The 15,956-nt window shown below is 68.5% G+C and carries 15 protein-coding genes; 13 read left to right on the top strand and 2 right to left on the bottom strand.

All coding sequences use genetic code 11. The features are described from left to right. Positions 1-55 precede the first annotated feature (55 nt). The 7 genes from FND50_RS29755 (at position 56) to FND50_RS29725 (ending at position 7,105) form a co-directional block, all read left to right on the top strand. A complete protein-coding gene (locus FND50_RS29755) occupies positions 56-610 on the top strand; it encodes a MarR family winged helix-turn-helix transcriptional regulator (protein WP_144288067.1) in 555 nt (184 codons plus the stop codon). Between the two features lie 99 nt (positions 611-709). Continuing rightward, complete coding sequence (locus tag FND50_RS29750; RefSeq protein ID WP_144288066.1) at positions 710-1,909, top strand: homogentisate 1,2-dioxygenase; 1,200 nt, start codon at positions 710-712, stop codon at positions 1,907-1,909. Then, positions 1,906-2,763 carry a hypothetical protein gene (locus FND50_RS29745; protein ID WP_144289196.1) on the top strand — a complete coding sequence of 286 codons (858 nt, stop codon included), beginning with the start codon at positions 1,906-1,908 and terminating at the stop codon, positions 2,761-2,763. The genes FND50_RS29750 and FND50_RS29745 overlap by 4 nt, the downstream gene beginning before the upstream one ends. After that, positions 2,760-3,941 carry a fumarylacetoacetase gene (gene fahA / locus FND50_RS29740; protein WP_144288065.1) on the top strand — a complete coding sequence of 394 codons (1,182 nt, stop codon included), beginning with the start codon at positions 2,760-2,762 and terminating at the stop codon, positions 3,939-3,941. Before FND50_RS29745 ends, fahA begins: the two co-directional genes overlap by 4 nt. Positions 3,942-3,984: 43 nt before the next feature. Beyond that, entirely contained in the window at positions 3,985-4,767 is a 783-nt protein-coding gene (locus FND50_RS29735) for an enoyl-CoA hydratase (protein WP_061697819.1), read from the top strand. Positions 4,768-4,927: 160 nt separating this feature from the next. Continuing rightward, entirely contained in the window at positions 4,928-5,536 is a 609-nt protein-coding gene (locus FND50_RS29730) for a hypothetical protein (protein WP_007296521.1), read from the top strand. A 45-nt stretch (positions 5,537-5,581) separates the two neighbouring features. Beyond that, positions 5,582-7,105 (top strand): acyl-CoA synthetase, encoded by a 1,524-nt coding sequence (locus tag FND50_RS29725; protein ID WP_144288064.1) that lies wholly within the window; start codon positions 5,582-5,584, stop codon positions 7,103-7,105. On the opposite strand, the gene FND50_RS29720 is transcribed toward FND50_RS29725, so the two are convergent. Further along, entirely contained in the window at positions 7,106-8,140 is a 1,035-nt protein-coding gene (locus FND50_RS29720; RefSeq protein WP_005569540.1) for a LacI family DNA-binding transcriptional regulator, read from the bottom strand. It lies immediately after the preceding gene. Positions 8,141-8,287: 147 nt separating this feature from the next. Here FND50_RS29720 and FND50_RS29715 point away from each other — a divergent pair, with 147 nt between their 5' ends. The 6 genes from FND50_RS29715 (at position 8,288) to FND50_RS29690 (ending at position 15,147) form a co-directional block, all read left to right on the top strand. Then, positions 8,288-9,460 (top strand): acyl-CoA dehydrogenase family protein, encoded by a 1,173-nt coding sequence (locus FND50_RS29715; RefSeq protein ID WP_144288063.1) that lies wholly within the window; start codon positions 8,288-8,290, stop codon positions 9,458-9,460. Further along, positions 9,457-10,611, top strand: coding sequence for a CaiB/BaiF CoA-transferase family protein (locus FND50_RS29710; protein WP_144288062.1), 1,155 nt, complete (start codon positions 9,457-9,459; stop codon positions 10,609-10,611). Before FND50_RS29715 ends, FND50_RS29710 begins: the two co-directional genes overlap by 4 nt. 138 nt (positions 10,612-10,749) lie before the next feature. Continuing rightward, positions 10,750-12,117, top strand: a complete 1,368-nt coding sequence (locus tag FND50_RS29705; RefSeq protein WP_144288061.1) for an MFS transporter — start codon at positions 10,750-10,752, stop codon at positions 12,115-12,117. Positions 12,118-12,132: 15 nt separating this feature from the next. Next, a complete protein-coding gene (locus FND50_RS29700) occupies positions 12,133-12,792 on the top strand; it encodes a response regulator transcription factor (RefSeq protein WP_005261382.1) in 660 nt (219 codons plus the stop codon). 1 nt (position 12,793) lies between these two features. Next, complete coding sequence (locus tag FND50_RS29695; protein WP_144288060.1) at positions 12,794-14,209, top strand: HAMP domain-containing sensor histidine kinase; 1,416 nt, start codon at positions 12,794-12,796, stop codon at positions 14,207-14,209. Beyond that, a complete protein-coding gene (locus FND50_RS29690) occupies positions 14,206-15,147 on the top strand; it encodes a TAXI family TRAP transporter solute-binding subunit (protein WP_144288059.1) in 942 nt (313 codons plus the stop codon). The genes FND50_RS29695 and FND50_RS29690 overlap by 4 nt, the downstream gene beginning before the upstream one ends. 26 nt (positions 15,148-15,173) lie before the next feature. On the opposite strand, the gene FND50_RS29685 is transcribed toward FND50_RS29690, so the two are convergent. Beyond that, positions 15,174-15,938: a trans-aconitate 2-methyltransferase gene (locus FND50_RS29685; protein ID WP_144288058.1), complete on the bottom strand. Its 765-nt coding sequence runs from the start codon at positions 15,936-15,938 to the stop codon at positions 15,174-15,176. Positions 15,939-15,956: the final 18 nt, after the last annotated feature.

Below are 15,956 nucleotides of genomic sequence, written 5' to 3'. Positions count from 1 at the left end.
AAATGCGGAGGTGGCGGGCACCGGGCCCGCCACCCGCTCGCGATAGGGTTCCCCCATGACCGATGACGCAGCGCCGGTGCCCGTCGAGGTGCCCGACGGCCTCGACTTCTGGTCGTTCATCGAACTGGCGAACAAGCGCCTGAGCACGGAATACGGCTCGACGCACGAACTCGCCACCCAGGTGCTTCTGACGTTGAACCGCGCGTCGAACGTGGTGACGTACGACCTGGAGTCGTCGATTCACCGTCCGCGCGGGCTGTCGTGGTCGGCGTTCCGGCTGATGTTCGTGACGTGGCTGGCCGGCCCCGTCGAGTCGAAGACGGCGGCCAAACTCACCGGCATGAGCAGGGCTGCGGTCTCGAATCTGACGAAGACGCTGGTCGGTGGCGGTCTGATGGAGCGGACTCCGGACGAGCGGGACGGCCGGTCCGTCCAGCTGTCGCTCACCGAGAAGGGCCGGAGCGAGATCGGTGAGATCTACCGTGAGCAGAACGAGCGGGAACATGCCTGGGCGAGTGTTCTCACCGAACCGGAGCAGCGCATTCTCGTCATGCTGCTGGACAAGCTGATCACCAATCGCAGCCAGTTCGACGTCCGCGGCCGTAACTGAGCCTGCTGTGCCTCCCGGAAAATCTGTGCTTGCCATCACGCCCGCAATTTAGTTAATGTATTTACTACTACGGAACACGCACTTCTAGGGAGGCCGGTCATGGCGTTCTATCGGCACGTGGGCAACATCCCGCCCAAGCGGCACACCCAGCACCGTGACGACAACGGTCAGCTCTACTTCGAGGAATTGATGGGAGAAGAGGGCTTCTCCTCGGATTCCTCACTGCTCTACCACCGCCACATCCCGTCGGCGATCGTCGATGCCACCGTGTGGGAGCTGCCCGACCAGAGCACGACTCCCAATCATCCGCTCAAGCCGCGTCACCTGAAGTTGCACGACCTGTTCCCGGAGACGGTCTGGGCCGACACCGATGTGGTCACCGGACGCCGGTTGATCCTCGGCAACGCGGACGTCCGCATCTCCTACGTGGTTGCCGGCGAGGAGTCGCCGCTGTACCGCAACGCGATCGGCGACGAGATGGTCTACGTCGAATCCGGCGCCGCCACCGTCGAAACCGTGTTCGGCGCGCTCGAGGCGAAGCAGGGCGACTACGTTCTCATTCCGATGTCGACCACCCACCGCTGGATCCCGCGCGGCCCGGAACCGTTGCGCGCCTACGCGATGGAGGCCAACAGTCACATCGTCCCGCCGAAGCGTTATCTGTCCCGGTTCGGCCAGTTGCTCGAGAACGCACCCTACTGCGAGCGCGACCTGCACGGGCCGTCCGACACGTTGCAGGTCGAGGGCGCCGACGTGGAGGTGCTCGTCAAGCACCGGACGTCGCACGGGATCGTCGGCACGCGAATGGTGTACCCGCAGCATCCCTTCGACGTCGTGGGCTGGGACGGGTGCCTCTACCCCTACACGTTCAACATCTCCGACTACGAGCCCATCACCGGTCGCGTGCACCAGCCGCCGCCGGCGCATCAGGCGTTCGAAGGCAACAACTTCGTCATCTGCAACTTCGTGCCCCGCAAGGTCGACTACCACCCGCTGTCGATTCCGGTGCCGTACTACCACTCGAACGTCGACTCCGACGAGATCATGTTCTACGTCGGCGGAGACTACGAGGCGCGCAAGGGTTCCGGCATCGGCCAGGGTTCGATCTCGATTCACCCCGGCGGGCATGCGCACGGTCCGCAGCCGGGCGCGTACGAACGCAGCATCGGGGCCGAGTTCTTCGACGAACTCGCCGTCATGGTCGACACGTTCCGCCCGCTCGAACTCGGCGAGGGTGCAGTGGCCTGCGAGGACTCGGGCTACGCGTGGACGTGGGCAGGACGGGGGCCCAAGCAGTGATCTCCGCCCTCTTCGCCCGGCTCTGCGACGACGCCGCCCTCTTCCCCCCCGGTAACGCACCCCTGCCCGACGCCGTGCCCGCGCACGCCGGACATTTGTCGGCGGCGTACGCGGACCTGGTCGGCCCCTTCGTCTTTCCGGTCGCCCGGCTCGACGAACTGACACCTGGTCCGCTCGATCTGAGCCTGACACTGCCCGATGGCCCGGCCACGCTCGAACCCGCACTGGACCGCCTCGCGCAGATCGGCGGTGCCACCGCGGTGGCACTCGAGATCGCGGCGCCGGCGGAGCAGACGGCCGCGGAGTTCTTCGCCGCGATGGACGCCGTCGAGACGCTGACCGCCGGACTCGACGTGTTCGTTGAGGTTCCGCGCGGCGAGCGTCGCGCCGATTTCCTCGCCGCGCTGACCGGTAGCCCGTTCGCCGCGAAGTTCCGCACGGGAGGCGTGGTCGCCGAGGCCTACCCGGACGAGGACGAACTCGCGTCCGCCCTCGCCACCGTCATCGCGTCGGGCGTTCCGTTCAAGGCCACGGCCGGGCTGCACCACGCCGTCCGCAACACCGATCCGCACACGGGGTTCGAACAGCACGGTTTCCTCAACGTGCTGCTCGCCACCCGGCACGCACTCGGCGGCGCCGGTGTCGACGAGGTGGCCGCCACCCTCGCCGAACGCGACGGCGCACTGCTCGCCCGCGAATTGCGCGACCTCCCTGCCGACGTCGTCGGCGCCGTTCGCACCGCCTTCCGATCCTTCGGCACGTGCAGCATCCTCGAACCCCTCGAGGATCTCGTCGCACTGCACCTCGTGCCGTCTTCCGCCCTCGCCTCCGCAGATCAAGGAGCCCACGCATGACCGTCCTCGACATCCCCGCCGATTCCCTTTTCGGGATCGAGAACCTGCCGTACGGTGTGTTCTCGACCGCTGACTCGGCCCCACGGGTCGGAGTGCGGGTGGGAGATTCCGTCGTGGATCTCGCCGCCGCCCTGGGTGACGACGTCTTCGCGCAGCCCACCCTCAACGCCTTCATGGCGCAGGGCCGGGCCCGCTGGACCGAGGTCCGCAGGCAGATCACCGAACTCGTGCAGGGCGACGTCGCCGACACCGCGGTGTTCGCGGTTTCCGACGTGACCATGCACCTGCCGGTGGCCGTCGCCGACTACGTCGACTTCTACGCCTCCGAGAATCACGCCACCAACCTCGGCCGACTGTTCCGCCCCGACTCCGAGCCGCTGATGCCCAACTGGAAGCACCTGCCGGTCGGGTACCACGGGCGGTCGAGCACCGTCATCGTGTCGGGCACCGACGTCATCCGGCCCTGCGGGCAGCGCAAGACCCCGGCTCAGGACGCCCCCGACTTCGGTCCGTCCCGCCGCCTCGACATCGAGGCCGAGATGGGCTTCCTCGTCGGCGTCCCGACGAAACTGGGGGAGACGATCACCCCGGATCAGTTCGCGGAGTATGTGTTCGGTGCGGTCGTCGTGAACGACTGGTCCGCCCGCGACATCCAGGCCTGGGAGTACGTGCCACTCGGTCCGTTCCTCGGGAAGAGCTTCGCGACGTCCATCTCCCCGTGGGTGGTTCCCCTCGACGCGCTCGAGGCGGCCCGCATCGACACCCCGACGCAGGATCCGCAGCCGCTGCCGTACCTGCGCGGCGAGGAGAAGTGGGGCCTGGACATCGACCTGGCCGTCGAATGGAACGGACACGTCGTGTCGCGGCCGCCGTACGCGCAGATGTACTGGTCGCCGGCGCAGATGCTCGCGCACACCACGATCAACGGCGCCGCAGCCAGCACGGGCGACCTGTTCGCGTCGGGCACCATCTCCGGACCCGAGAAGGATCAGCGCGGCGCGTTCATCGAACTGACCTGGGGTGGACAGGAACCCGTTGTCGTGGGGGACGAGAAGCGAACGTTCCTCGAGGACGGCGACGAGATCGCCATCTCCGCCACCGCACCGGGCCCGAACGGCACCCGCATCGGCTTCGGCGAGGTGCGGGCCCGCATCGCTCCACCCGTGAGTACTTGTTAACCGCGGGCGGTTGACAAGTACTCACGGGTGGTAGGCAGTAGTCATGACCGAGAACTTCGTCGAGACCACTGCCGAGCCGGACACCGGCGTCGCGTTCCTCACCCTGAACCGCCCCGAGCAGCGCAATCCGCTGTCGTCCGAGGCCATGCGGGACGTCACCGCGGCGCTCCGGAAGCTGGGCGACGACGACACCACCCGCGTCGTCGTCATCAGGGCTGCAGGACCGGTGTTCTCCGCAGGCCACGACCTGAAGGAGATGATCGGCCGCACACTCGAGGACGAGCAGGCCATCTTCGACACCTGCGTCGAGATGATGCAGACCGTGCAGGACATTCCCCAACCGGTCATCGCGTCCGTCCAGGGCGCGGCCGTCGCGGCGGGCTGTCAGCTCGCGGCGTCGTGCGACCTGGTCGTCGCGTCGTCGAACGCCGTGTTCGGGACGCCGGGGGTGAAGATCGGCCTGTTCTGCTCCACCCCGATGGTGGCCCTCAGCCGCGCGATCGGACGTAAGCGTGCCCTGCAGATGCTGCTCACGGGGGAGACGATCGGGGCGGAGACCGCCGCGGACTGGGGGCTGGTGAACCTGGTCGTGGCACCCGAGGAACTCGACGCGCAGACCCGGGCTCTCGCCGCGAAGATCACGAAGGCCAGCCCGCTCACGGTGAAGATCGGCAAGCAGGCGTTCTACCGGCAGATCGAGCTCCCTCAGGGCGAGGCCTACGCGGCGATGGCGGAGACGATGGCCACCAACGCGATCACGTGCGACGCCCAGGAGGGCATGCAGGCGTTCGTCGAGAAGCGCACACCGCAGTGGCAGGGAAAATAGCGCGCGCTGTCTGCATTGCGCGGTCCAGCGAACCGGCGAAGGATCAAGTGTGCAGTGGCTGCGGCCGCGGGCCGTCGGTGCCCGCTGACGGTGGACCGCGACGGGTCGGTCACCGAGATCGTTCTCACTGCGGGGCGACCCCCGCGGGAGGTGACTATCGATGTTCATCCAGGTTATTCAAGGAAAGGTGTCCGACGAGGCCGGCCTGCGCCGGTGCATGGACCGCTGGACGGAGGACGTGCGACCGGGAGCGACGGGCTTCCTGGGCTGCACCCAGGGATTGTGCGACGACGGAACGTTCATCGCCCTCGCGCGGTTCGAATCGGCCGAAGCCGCCCGGCGTAACAGCGAGCGTCCCGAGCAGGGTGCGTGGTGGGCGGAGACCGAGAGGTGCTTCGAGGGTGCCGTGTCGTTCATGGACTGCCCGGACGTGATGGAGTGGATGGGTGGTGGCTCGGACGACGCGACATTCGTTCAGGTCATGGAGGGGCATACCTCCGACGCGAGTCGGATGCGGGAGCTGCTGGAACAGGCCGAACCCCAGGTTCATCAGCTGCGCCCGGAGATCCTCGGCGGAACGTTGTGCACGTACGGCGACGGCGGGTATGTCGAGGCGGTGTACTTCACCTCGGAATCGGAGGCCCGCGAACACGAGAAGGTCGAGATCCCGGACGACCTGCGGTCGTTGTTCGAGGAAGAGGGGCGGTTGATGGGCGACGTGTCGTACTACGACATGCACGAGCCGATGTTGGTGCCTGCAGGGCGGTAGCCGAAACCTCCGGCAAGGTACTTGGACGTCCTATAACCTTCGTGCATGAGTCTGGATGCGCGTACCGATACCGTCGACGGAGTGCTGCGGCGCTCGGCCGCCAAGTTCCCCGACCGCAGGGCACTGACGTTCGAGGACCGCACGTGGACGTACCGTGAACTCGACGACGCGGTCAGCCGAGCGGCCGCCTACCTGCAGTCGCTCGGACTGTCGGCCGGTGAGCGGGTGGCCGCGTACGGCACCAACTCGGACGCGTACACGATCGGGTTCCTGGCCTGCGCGCGTGCGGGTCTCGTGCACGTCCCCGTCAACTATGCGCTCGAGGGCGAGGAGCTGACCTATCTGGTGTCGCAGTCCGGGAGCGCCGCCGTGCTGGTCGATCCGGCGCTGAGGGGCACGCTCGACTCGGTCCGGGACGCGCTCGAACTGCGGCACATCGTTCCCCTGCGCGACGCCGAAGACTCGCTTCTCGCCCACAGCGGCTCCGGCGACGTTCCCGTGCTCGCGGTGCCGGTCGCATCCACCGATCTGGCACAGTTGCTGTACACGTCCGGGACGACGTCGAAGCCGAAGGGCGCCATGATGACTCACGGCGGTCTCGTGCACGAGTACGTGTCCTCGGTGATCGCCCTCGCGCTGAGCGACGGCGACACTCCGCTGATCTGCATGCCGCTGTACCACTCGGCGGGCATGCACGTCTTCATGATGCCGTACCTGTCGGTGGGCGCCACCGTGAATCTGATGCAGACCCCGGACATCTCGGAGATCCTGCGGCGCATCGAGGCGGATCGCATCGGCTCGCTGTTCCTGGCGCCGACGGTGTGGGTGCCGCTCGCCGGACATCCGGATCTCGAGACCCGCGACCTGTCGTCGCTGAAGAAGGCGCAGTACGGCGCGTCGATCATGCCGGTGACGGTGCTGAACAGGCTGCGTGAACGCTACCCCGACCTCGGGTTCTACAACTGCTTCGGACAGTCCGAGATCGGTCCGCTCGCCACGGTGCTGCAGCCCGAGGAGCACGAGGAGCGGCCGTCGTCGTGCGGCAAGGCCGTGTTCTTCGTCGAAACGCGGGTGGTGGATCCGGACGGCAACGACGTTCCGGACGGCACGCCCGGTGAGGTGCTCTACCGTTCACCCCAGCTGTGCCTGGGGTACTGGGACAACCCCGACGCCACCGCGGAGGCGTTCCGCGACGGCTGGTTCCGCTCGGGCGATCTGGTGACGCGGGACCCGGAGGGGTACATCACCGTCGTCGACCGCATCAAGGACGTCATCAACACCGGCGGCATCCTGGTGGCGTCGCGCGAGGTCGAGGACGCCGTCTACACGCATCCGGACGTGGCCGAGGTGGCCGTCATCGGGACGCCGGACGACAAGTGGATCGAGGCGATCACCGCGGTGGTGGTGCTGCGGGCGAACGCGGCCGGTGTGACGCCGGACGGGTTGATCGCCCACGTCAAGGAGCGCATCGCGCCGTTCAAGGTGCCCAAGCAGGTGGTGTTCGTGGACGAGCTGCCCCGCAACCAGAGCGGGAAGCTTCTCAAACGCGAACTGCGGGCGACGCTCTGACTACTTCCTGGTCGACGCCCGCTCGATCAGCTCGACCGGGAGTTTCACCGATTCCACGTCGTTGCCCGCGATGATCGACAGGAGATGACGCACACCCGTCGCGCCGATCAGGCGCGCGGGTGACCGGACGGTCGTCAGCGGCACCGGCAGCTGGGCGACCACCGGAATGTCGTTGTATCCGACGAGCGCGAGGTCTTCGGGGATCCGCAGCCCGAGGTCCCGGGCGACGCCGAGTACGCCGATCGCGATGGTGTCGCTGACGGTGAAGATCGCCTCGGGACGCGAATCCGACTCGAGGAGGACGGTGGCCGCGGCGACACCGCCGGACACGTCGAAGTCGGAGCGGACGACGCGATCCGGGCGGAGTTCGATGCCGTTCTCGGCCAGCGCGTCGCGGAACCCGGCGAGGCGGTCGCGGGAGGTGCTCGCATGGTCGGGGCCTGCGATGACGGCGACCTCGGTGAAGCCGCGGTCGAGGAGATGGCGTCCGGCGAGGTAGCCGCCGCGGTGGTCGTCGCCGGACACGAACGGCAGACCGACGTCGGCGTGCCGGTTGAGCTGCAGCATCGGCAGTGCCCCCACCGACAGCGAGTCGACGAATTCGCGGCCGGGACTGTGCAGGCTGCTGAGCAGCAGACCGTCCACCTGCCTGCTGACGAGGAACTCGATGGCGCGGCGCTGGGCGTCGAGGTCGTCGGGTGGGCTCGATAGCAGCACGGAGTAGCCGGCCTGCGTTGCCGTCTCCTCGATGCCCTGGAACATGGTCGCGACCACGCCGTCGGTGAGTCGCGGCATGACGACGCCGAGGGTGGTGGTCTTCCGGGTCCGCAGGCTCGCGGCCCACAGGTTGGGCTGGTAGCCGAGTTCCACCGCCACTTCGCGCACCCGCAGCGCGGCCTCGGACCAGCCGTCGGCAGGCTCGGGCTGTCGGAGCACCCGGGACGCCGTCGACACGTGGACGCCGGCGCGTTCGGCGATCTCGCGGAGGGTAGGCGGACGCCCGGAGGTGCGTGTCGGGCGGTCCGGCTGGTTCACGGGCAATCCTCGCGCTCGGGGACGGGGGCCGGTGGGCGTCGTGGTTGACGGCCGCCGGAACGCGCCTTAGTCTACGTGACGAAATCGTTCGTGCAATCGTTCTCGCGAACGTTTGCACATCAGCCCCACCGGCCCCGTGGAGGAACAATGTCCGACCCGCAGTCCCTGTCCCAGCTGTTCGCCCTCGACTCGCTGCTCGACACCGAGGAGATCGCGATCCGCGACACCGTGCGCCGATTCGCGGACGAGAAGATCCGGCCGCACATCGGCGACTGGTTCGAAGCGGCGGCACTGCCCGTGCGTGAACTGGCGGAAGGGCTGGGCGAACTCGGCGTGCTCGGCATGCACCTCGAGGGATACGGCTGCGCCGGTATGAGCGCCACCGCCTACGGCCTTGCCTGCCTGGAACTCGAGGCCGTCGACTCGGGAATCCGCAGCCTCGTGTCCGTCCAGGGCTCGCTGGCCATGTACGCGATCCACCACTACGGCAGCGAAGACCAGAAGCAGGAATGGCTGCCCCGCATGGCCGCGGGCACGGCGATCGGCTGCTTCGGACTGACCGAGCCCGACTTCGGCTCCAACCCCGCCGGCATGCGCACGGGCGCCAAGCGGGACGGTGACGACTGGATCCTCAACGGCACCAAGATGTGGATCACCAACGGGTCCGTCGCCGACGTCGCCGTCGTGTGGGCACGCACCGACGACGGCATCCGCGGATTCGTCGTGCCCACCGACACGCCTGGCTTCTCGGCGCCCGAGATCAAGCACAAGATGTCGCTGCGGGCGTCCGTCACCTCGGAACTCGTGCTCGAGGACGTCCGGCTGCCCGGATCCGCGATGCTGCCGGAGGCCAAGGGACTGTCCGGTCCGCTGGGCTGCCTCAACGAGGCCCGGTTCGGCATCATCTTCGGCGCGATGGGCGCCGCCCGCGACTGCCTCGAATCGGCCATCTCCTACGCGCAGGACCGTCAGGTCTTCGACAAGTCGCTCGCCGCTTACCAGATCACGCAGGTCAAGATCGCCGACATGGCCCTCGAGGTCGGTAAAGGCCACCTGCTCGCGTACCACCTCGGACGTCTGAAGGATCGCGGCGAGGCGCGTCCCGAGCAGGTCAGCACGGGCAAGCTGAACAACGTCCGCGAGGCCATCGCCATCGCCCGCGAGTGCCGGACCATCCTCGGCGCCAACGGAATCACGCTGGAATACCCCGTGATCCGTCACGCCAACAACCTCGAGTCCGTGCTCACCTACGAGGGAACGTCCGAGGTGCACCAGCTCGTGATCGGCAAGGCGCTGACGGGCGAGGCAGCGTTCCGGTGAGCAGGTCGCTCGAGTCGGCTGGGAGCGCGTCCCTGGACGGCCTGCTGATCGCCGACTTCGGACGGGTGCTCGCCGGGCCGTACGCCACGATGCTGCTCGCCGATCTCGGCGCCGACGTCGTCAAGATCGAGCGTGCCGGCGTCGGGGACGACACCCGGCAGTGGGGGCCGCCGTGGGTGGGCGACGAATCCACCTACTTCCAGTCCGTCAACCGCAACAAGCGGTCCTTCGCCTGGGATCTGCGCGACCCCGCCGACCTGCAGCAGGCGCGGGAACTGACCGCCCGGGCCGACGTGGTGGTGGAGAACTTCCTTCCCGGCACGATGGACCGGCTCGGGCTCGGCTACGACGCCGTGAGGGAGATCAATCCCGACGTCGTCTACTGCTCGGTGACCGGGTTCGGCGGCCAGAACGACCTGCCCGGATACGACCTGCTCATCCAGGCCGTCGGCGGGCTGATGAGCATCACCGGTCCCGAACCCGGCGTTCCGACGAAGGTCGGGGTGGCCGTCGTCGACATCATCACCGGACTGCACGCCGCGGTCGGGATCCTTTCGGCGCTGCGTCACCGTGATCGGACCGGGGAGGGGCAGCGGGTCGAGGTGAATCTGCTGTCGTCGCTGCTATCCGCCCTCGCGAACCAGACGTCGGGGTATGTGGGCGCCGGTGTCGTCCCGCAGGCGATGGGCAACCGGCACCCCAGCATCGCGCCGTACGAGGTCTTCCGGACCGGCGACCGTCCGCTGGTGCTGGCGGTGGGGAACAACCGTCAGTTCGCCTCTCTCGTCGAGGTTCTCGGTGTGCCCGAACTCGCCGACGACGAGCGGTACGCGACCAACACGCAACGGGTGGCGCACCGCGAGCAACTGGTCCGGGACATCACCGCGGCGCTGTCCGCGGGCTCGGCCGACGAGTGGTTCGAGAAGCTGACCGCGCAGGGTGTCCCGTGCGGCCCGCTCAACGACATCGCCGACGCCGTGGCGCTGGCCGAGCGGCTCGGGCTGAATCCGGTGGTCGAGATCGACGACCCCCGCAGGGACCGGCCCGTGCGTCAGGTGGCGAACCCGATCCGGCTCAGCGCCACCCCGGCGAGCTATCGCAGCGCGCCGCCGCGGCTCGGCGAGGACACCCCAGCCGTGAGTACTTGTTAACGTCCCGCGGTTAACAAGTACTCACGGGGGCTCTTCCCTAAGGGAGTGTTAGGAAGGCTCCGCGGCCCTTCCGTATCGATGTGACGTGACCCACTGTGGTGTGAACGCAGAGATCCAGGGCATCGAGAGGAGTCCCGCGTGAGCACCACATCGACGGGTGAGCGCCGAGTCATCGGCAATGTTTTGAAAGGTTCGGTCGGCAACCTGATCGAATGGTACGACTGGTACGTCTACGCGGCGTTCAGTGTGTACTTCGCGAAGGAGTTCTTCCCGGAGGGCGACACCACCGCGCAGCTGCTTTCCACGGCAGCCGTTTTCGCGGTCGGGTTCCTGATGCGGCCGATCGGCGGCTGGATCATGGGACGGTACGCCGACCGGCACGGACGCCGATCGGCGCTCACCCTGTCGGTGACCGTGATGGCGGCGGGTTCCCTCGTCATCGCCGTCACGCCGTCCTACGCGAGCATCGGGCTCGTGGCACCGGTGCTGCTGGTGATCGCCCGGATGCTGCAGGGACTGTCGGTCGGCGGCGAGTACGCCACCAGCGCCACGTACCTGGCCGAGGTCGCGTCGCCCGGCCGGCGCGGGTTCTACTCGAGCTTCCAGTACGTCACGCTCGTCGCCGGGCAGCTGATCGCACTGGGTGTGCAGATCATCCTGCAGCTGACGCTGCCTGCGGAGGCCATGCAGTCGTGGGGCTGGCGGATTCCGTTCCTGATCGGCGCCGCCGGTGCCGTCGCGGTGATGTGGCTCCGTCGCACGATGGACGAATCGGAGGCGTTCACCGACGAGGTGGAGGCGAAGCGTGACGCAGACATCTCGGACGGTGGGCCGAAGGAAGGTTCCCTCCGGATGCTGCTGCAGTACCCCCGCGAGTGCCTGCTGGTGTGCGCACTGACGCTCGGTGGTTGCGTGGCGTTCTACACGTACACCACGTACATGCAGAAGTACATGATCAACACGTCCGGCATCTCCAAGGACACGGTGGCGTGGATCAACTTCGCGGCCCTGCTGGTGTTCATCGTGTTGCAGCCGATCGGCGGCGCATTGTCCGACCGCATCGGTCGCCGGAAGCTGCTCATCTTCTTCGGGATCGGCGGAACCGTCCTGACCGTGCCGCTGATGACCGCGCTCGGGAAGACAACGAACCCCCTGGTCGCGTTCGGCCTGATGATGCTGGGACTGATCGTCGTCACCGGATACACGTCGGTGAACGCGATCGTGAAGACCGAGCTGTTCCCGACCAAGGTCCGCGCGCTCGGGGTCGGGCTGCCGTACGCTCTCACACTGGCGATCTTCGGCGGAACGGTCGAGACCGTCGCCCTCGCCCTGAAGCGGGCCGGCCACGAATCGCTATTCTTCTACTACGTGACCGGGTGTATCGCGATCTCGCTCGTCGTCTACTTCTTCATGCGTGAGACTTCGGACGGTTCGCCGCTCGACCGGGCGACCAGCCGGGAGGACACCCCGGGCGACGACGTCGAGCTGGTCGACTCGCGGAGCTGATCGAAGGGAAGAGAAGTGCAGATCGCGGTGGTCGAGGACGACGACGGAGTCGGCGACGCACTCGTGGAAGCACTGGCCACCCACGGCCACGAGGCGGTGCGCATGCGACGCGGCTCCGATCTCCTTCTCGGCCATCGCGGTATGGACGCGGTGATCCTCGACCTCGGTCTCCCCGATGCGGACGGCCTGCAGGTGCTCCGGCAGCTGCGGGCCGTCAGCGACGTTCCGGTGGTGATCCTCACCGCCCGCGACGACGAACGGTCGGTGGTGCGGGGACTTCGGGGCGGTGCGGACGACTACCTCGTCAAGCCGGCGCGGCTCGCGGAATTGCTGGCCCGGCTCGACGTCGTGACCCAGCGTCGCCGCGCGACCGCGGCCTCGGCCGAGCAGACGGTCACCGAGGGTGACGTGGTGGTCGATCTGGCGGCACGTGAGGTGGAGGTCGGCGGCGCTCCGGTGGCGTTGACGGCCAAGGAGTTCGAGCTTCTCGAGGTGCTCGTCACCCGTCCCGGTGCGGCCGTGAGCCGCCAGCAACTGATGGATGCGGTGTGGGGCGACGCGTACGTGGCCATCTCACGCACCCTCGACGTGCACATGACCGGGCTGCGCGCGAAACTGGGCCGGCCCGGGCTCATCTCGACCATCCGCGGGTACGGCTACCGCTGGGGCACCTGACGTGCGCCGCCGTGTACTCGCCGTTCTACTGGTGTTCGCGGCCGTCGCGGTGGTGGCCTTCGCCGTCCCGCTCGCGCTGGCCACCAGCGCCGGGAGAACCCAGGCTCTGCGGCTGAGCCGGGAGGCGGACGCGACGCATTTCGCCAGCCTCGCCGGACAGACCCAGGCGCCCGGGAGTACCACGCTGCTGCGGGAGGAGGTGGTCCGCTACCACGAGTTGTACGGCGAGGGCGTCCTCATCGTCGACGCGAGAGGCAACCTTCGCGCGGGAGCTGGACTGTCGCCGGACGACTCCGACGTCGCCGCGGCGGTCACGGCGGGACTGCGCAACCAGAAGCAGGGGATCAGCGGTTCGCTGACCCCGTGGTCGGCGGACCGGGTCCTGTCGGCCGTGCCCGTCGGCACCGGAGCGCAGGTGGACGGTGCCGTGGTCCTGGACGTGTCGACCCGCGCCGCACGTGAATCCATCCGGACGTCGTGGCTGGTGATCGTCGCGGGGGCGCTCGTCGCGCTGGCGGCGGTCACCGCGGTCGCGATCGCGCTGTCCCGGTGGACCGTTCGTCCGCTCGGGGTGCTCACCGCCAGGGTCGGCGCCCTCACCGACGCGGTCCCGTCGCCGCGTCCGCGGGTGCGCCGCAGCACCGGTCGGCCGACCGGCCGGTACAGCGGACCGCCCGAGGTCCAGGAACTCGCGAAGGCGTTCGACACCATGTCGGGTGCCGTCCAGGCGTCCGGTCAGGCGCAGCGGCAGCTGATCGCCGACACCGCCCATCAGCTTCGAAACCCCCTCGCGGCCCTGCACATCCGGTTGGACTCCCTCGGCCCGCACGTCTCGGAGTCCGGGGCCGAGACCTACCGCCGGACCGGGATGGAGGTCGATCGGCTCGGCGGAATCCTCGACGGACTGCTGGCACTCGCCGTCGCCGAATCGCCCGCGGAATCCGCCGACGACGAGACCGCGCACGGCGGATGCGACGTCGGTGCCGTCCTCTCGGACCGTGCCGACGCCTGGACGGAGGCTCTCGGGGAATCGGCGATGGACCTCGTGCTCCGGGAACCGGCCGAACCGCTGGTCGCCGAATTCCGATCCAGCCAGCTGGCGCAGGTCCTGGACGTCCTGCTCAGCAACGCACACAAGTACGCCGGTCGAGGTTCGACGGTCCGGATCGACACGGGACGGTCCGCCTCGGGAATCGAGATCCGGGTGAGCGACGACGGGGTCGGGGTCGGCGAGGACGAGATCGGCAAACTGTCGTCACGCTTCTTCCGCGGGTCCGGGGCGGGGCAGCAGGGCACCGGGCTCGGGCTGTCCATCGCGACCGCGCTCGTCGAAGGCGGCGGTGGGGCGCTGACCATCGCTGCGGAGCAGCCACACGGGCTCCGGGTGACGCTGACCCTTCCGGAGGTGGCGCCGTGATCACGCGACGCGCACTTCTGCGCGGCGTCGTCGCCGTGGGAGCCACCGCGGCCACGGGTTCGGTGCTCGCCGCGTGCTCGGACGGCGGCCGCGATCCGCTGCGGCTCGCCGCCGGTGAGGAGGGCGGATTCTTCTGGGAGTTCGCCCAATTGACGGCCCAGGCCGCGGAGCGTGCCGCACTGCCGGTGAGCATCGTCCCCGTCCGCACCGCGGGGTCGATGGACAATCTGGCGGCGCTGGCATCAGGAGACGCGGAACTGGCTCTGAGCCTCGCCGACGCCGCCGTATCGGCTCTCGAGGCCGGCGCCGGATTCACCGCCATCGGCAAGGTCTACGAGAACTACATGCAACTCGCGGTGCGCGCCGATTCCGGGATCGCGGACACCTCGCAGCTGAGAGGAGCCCGAATCAGCCTGGGTGCCACAGGCTCCGGCGCGGAACTGACGGGCGAGCGGATCCTCGAGGTGCTGGGCCTGGCGGGTGCGGGCGACGTGACGCGTCTGCACCTGTCGATGACCGACGCGGGGAGGGCGCTGCGTGACGGCACCGTCGACGCGGTTCTGTGGGCCGGTGGAGTGCCCACCCCGTCGTTCGCGAATCTCGGAATCCCGCTGCGCCTACTCGACCTGTCCGCCGAACTGGAATTGCTGCGGGAGCGGTTCGGCCCGCGCTACGAGCCGGTGCTGATTCCGCCCGGCACGTACGGTCAGCAAGCGTCGGTCGCAACGATCGGTCTCGCGAACCTGCTGCTCGCCGACCCGGCCGTGTCCGACAGTGCCGCCGGGGCCATCGTCGAGGTGCTCATCGACCACGCGGCGGAACTGGTGCCTGCTCAGGCGACCGGCAGCCAGTTCCTGGACCGGCAGTCGCTGATCGTCACCGCGGGGGTTCCGCTGCATCCCGGCGCGGCCGCGGCGTACCGGAGACATCACGGCTGAGCCGGTCGATCACTGCACCTGGTCGATCACTGCACCTGGGCGACGACGAAGATGCGCCGGAACGGGAAGAACGTGCGGCCGTCCGGTCGCCGGGGGTACGCCTCGTCGAGGAGTGGGACGAGCTCGTCGCGGAAGCGGTCCCACTCCGGCGCCGCGAGGGCGTCCTTGACCGGGCGGAGCGCGGTGCCGGTGATCCACTCCAGAACCGGGTTTTCCCCGGTCAGCTGTTGCACGTACGTGGTCTCCCACGCGTCGACGGCACACCCGGCGTCGGCGAGTAGACCGGCGTAGTCGGTGGGATCGTCGACGACCTTGCTCTCGCGGAACGGCACGTCCGGCAGCAACCGGGACCACCGGTCGCTCGAGGCGAGGGCCCGGACGATCGTGTGCGACGGCGCGTCGAAGTTGCCGGGAACCTGCACCGCGATCCACGCCCCCGACGGCAGTTGGGTCGGCCAGCGACGCAACAGCTCCCGGTGTTCGGGCACCCACTGCAGGGCGGCGTTGGAGACGACGACGTCGGTGTCGGGCTTCGGCGTCCAGTCGCGCACGTCCTGCCTGCTGGCGTCGAGGCCGCGTTCACGCGCGGCCTCGACCATCTCGGGTGAGCTGTCGGAGGCCTCGAGGACGGCGTCCGGCCATCGTTCGGCGAGGCTGACGGTCAGGTTTCCCGGACCGCAGCCGAGGTCGACGACGCGGCGCGGGGACCGCGCGTCGACTCGCGACAGCAACTCGTAGAACGGGCGCCCGCGATGGTCCGCGAAGTCGAGGTATTTGTTCGGATCCCACATGTAGTCCTCCTCGCCCGA

The organism is Rhodococcus sp. WB9 (assembly GCF_007558985.1).
In the GTDB taxonomy this organism is placed as follows: domain Bacteria; phylum Actinomycetota; class Actinomycetes; order Mycobacteriales; family Mycobacteriaceae; genus Rhodococcus_F; species Rhodococcus_F opacus.
The sequence above is the reverse complement of the archived record's forward strand: the minus strand, read 5'-3'. Positions and strand labels throughout refer to the sequence as shown.

What these genes read in the sequence shown, in the direction of transcription:
- fahA (WP_144288065.1), top strand. Translation starts at nt 2,760, where the DNA reads ATGACCGTCCTCGACATCCCCGCCGATTCCCTTTTCGGGATCGAGAAC.
- FND50_RS29755 (WP_144288067.1), top strand. Translation starts at nt 56, where the DNA reads ATGACCGATGACGCAGCGCCGGTGCCCGTCGAGGTGCCCGACGGCCTC.
- FND50_RS29725 (WP_144288064.1), top strand. Translation starts at nt 5,582, where the DNA reads ATGAGTCTGGATGCGCGTACCGATACCGTCGACGGAGTGCTGCGGCGC.
- FND50_RS29750 (WP_144288066.1), top strand. Translation starts at nt 710, where the DNA reads ATGGCGTTCTATCGGCACGTGGGCAACATCCCGCCCAAGCGGCACACC.
- FND50_RS29685 (WP_144288058.1), bottom strand. Translation starts at nt 15,938, where the DNA reads ATGTGGGATCCGAACAAATACCTCGACTTCGCGGACCATCGCGGGCGC.
- FND50_RS29735 (WP_061697819.1), top strand. Translation starts at nt 3,985, where the DNA reads ATGACCGAGAACTTCGTCGAGACCACTGCCGAGCCGGACACCGGCGTC.
- FND50_RS29730 (WP_007296521.1), top strand. Translation starts at nt 4,928, where the DNA reads ATGTTCATCCAGGTTATTCAAGGAAAGGTGTCCGACGAGGCCGGCCTG.
- FND50_RS29715 (WP_144288063.1), top strand. Translation starts at nt 8,288, where the DNA reads ATGTCCGACCCGCAGTCCCTGTCCCAGCTGTTCGCCCTCGACTCGCTG.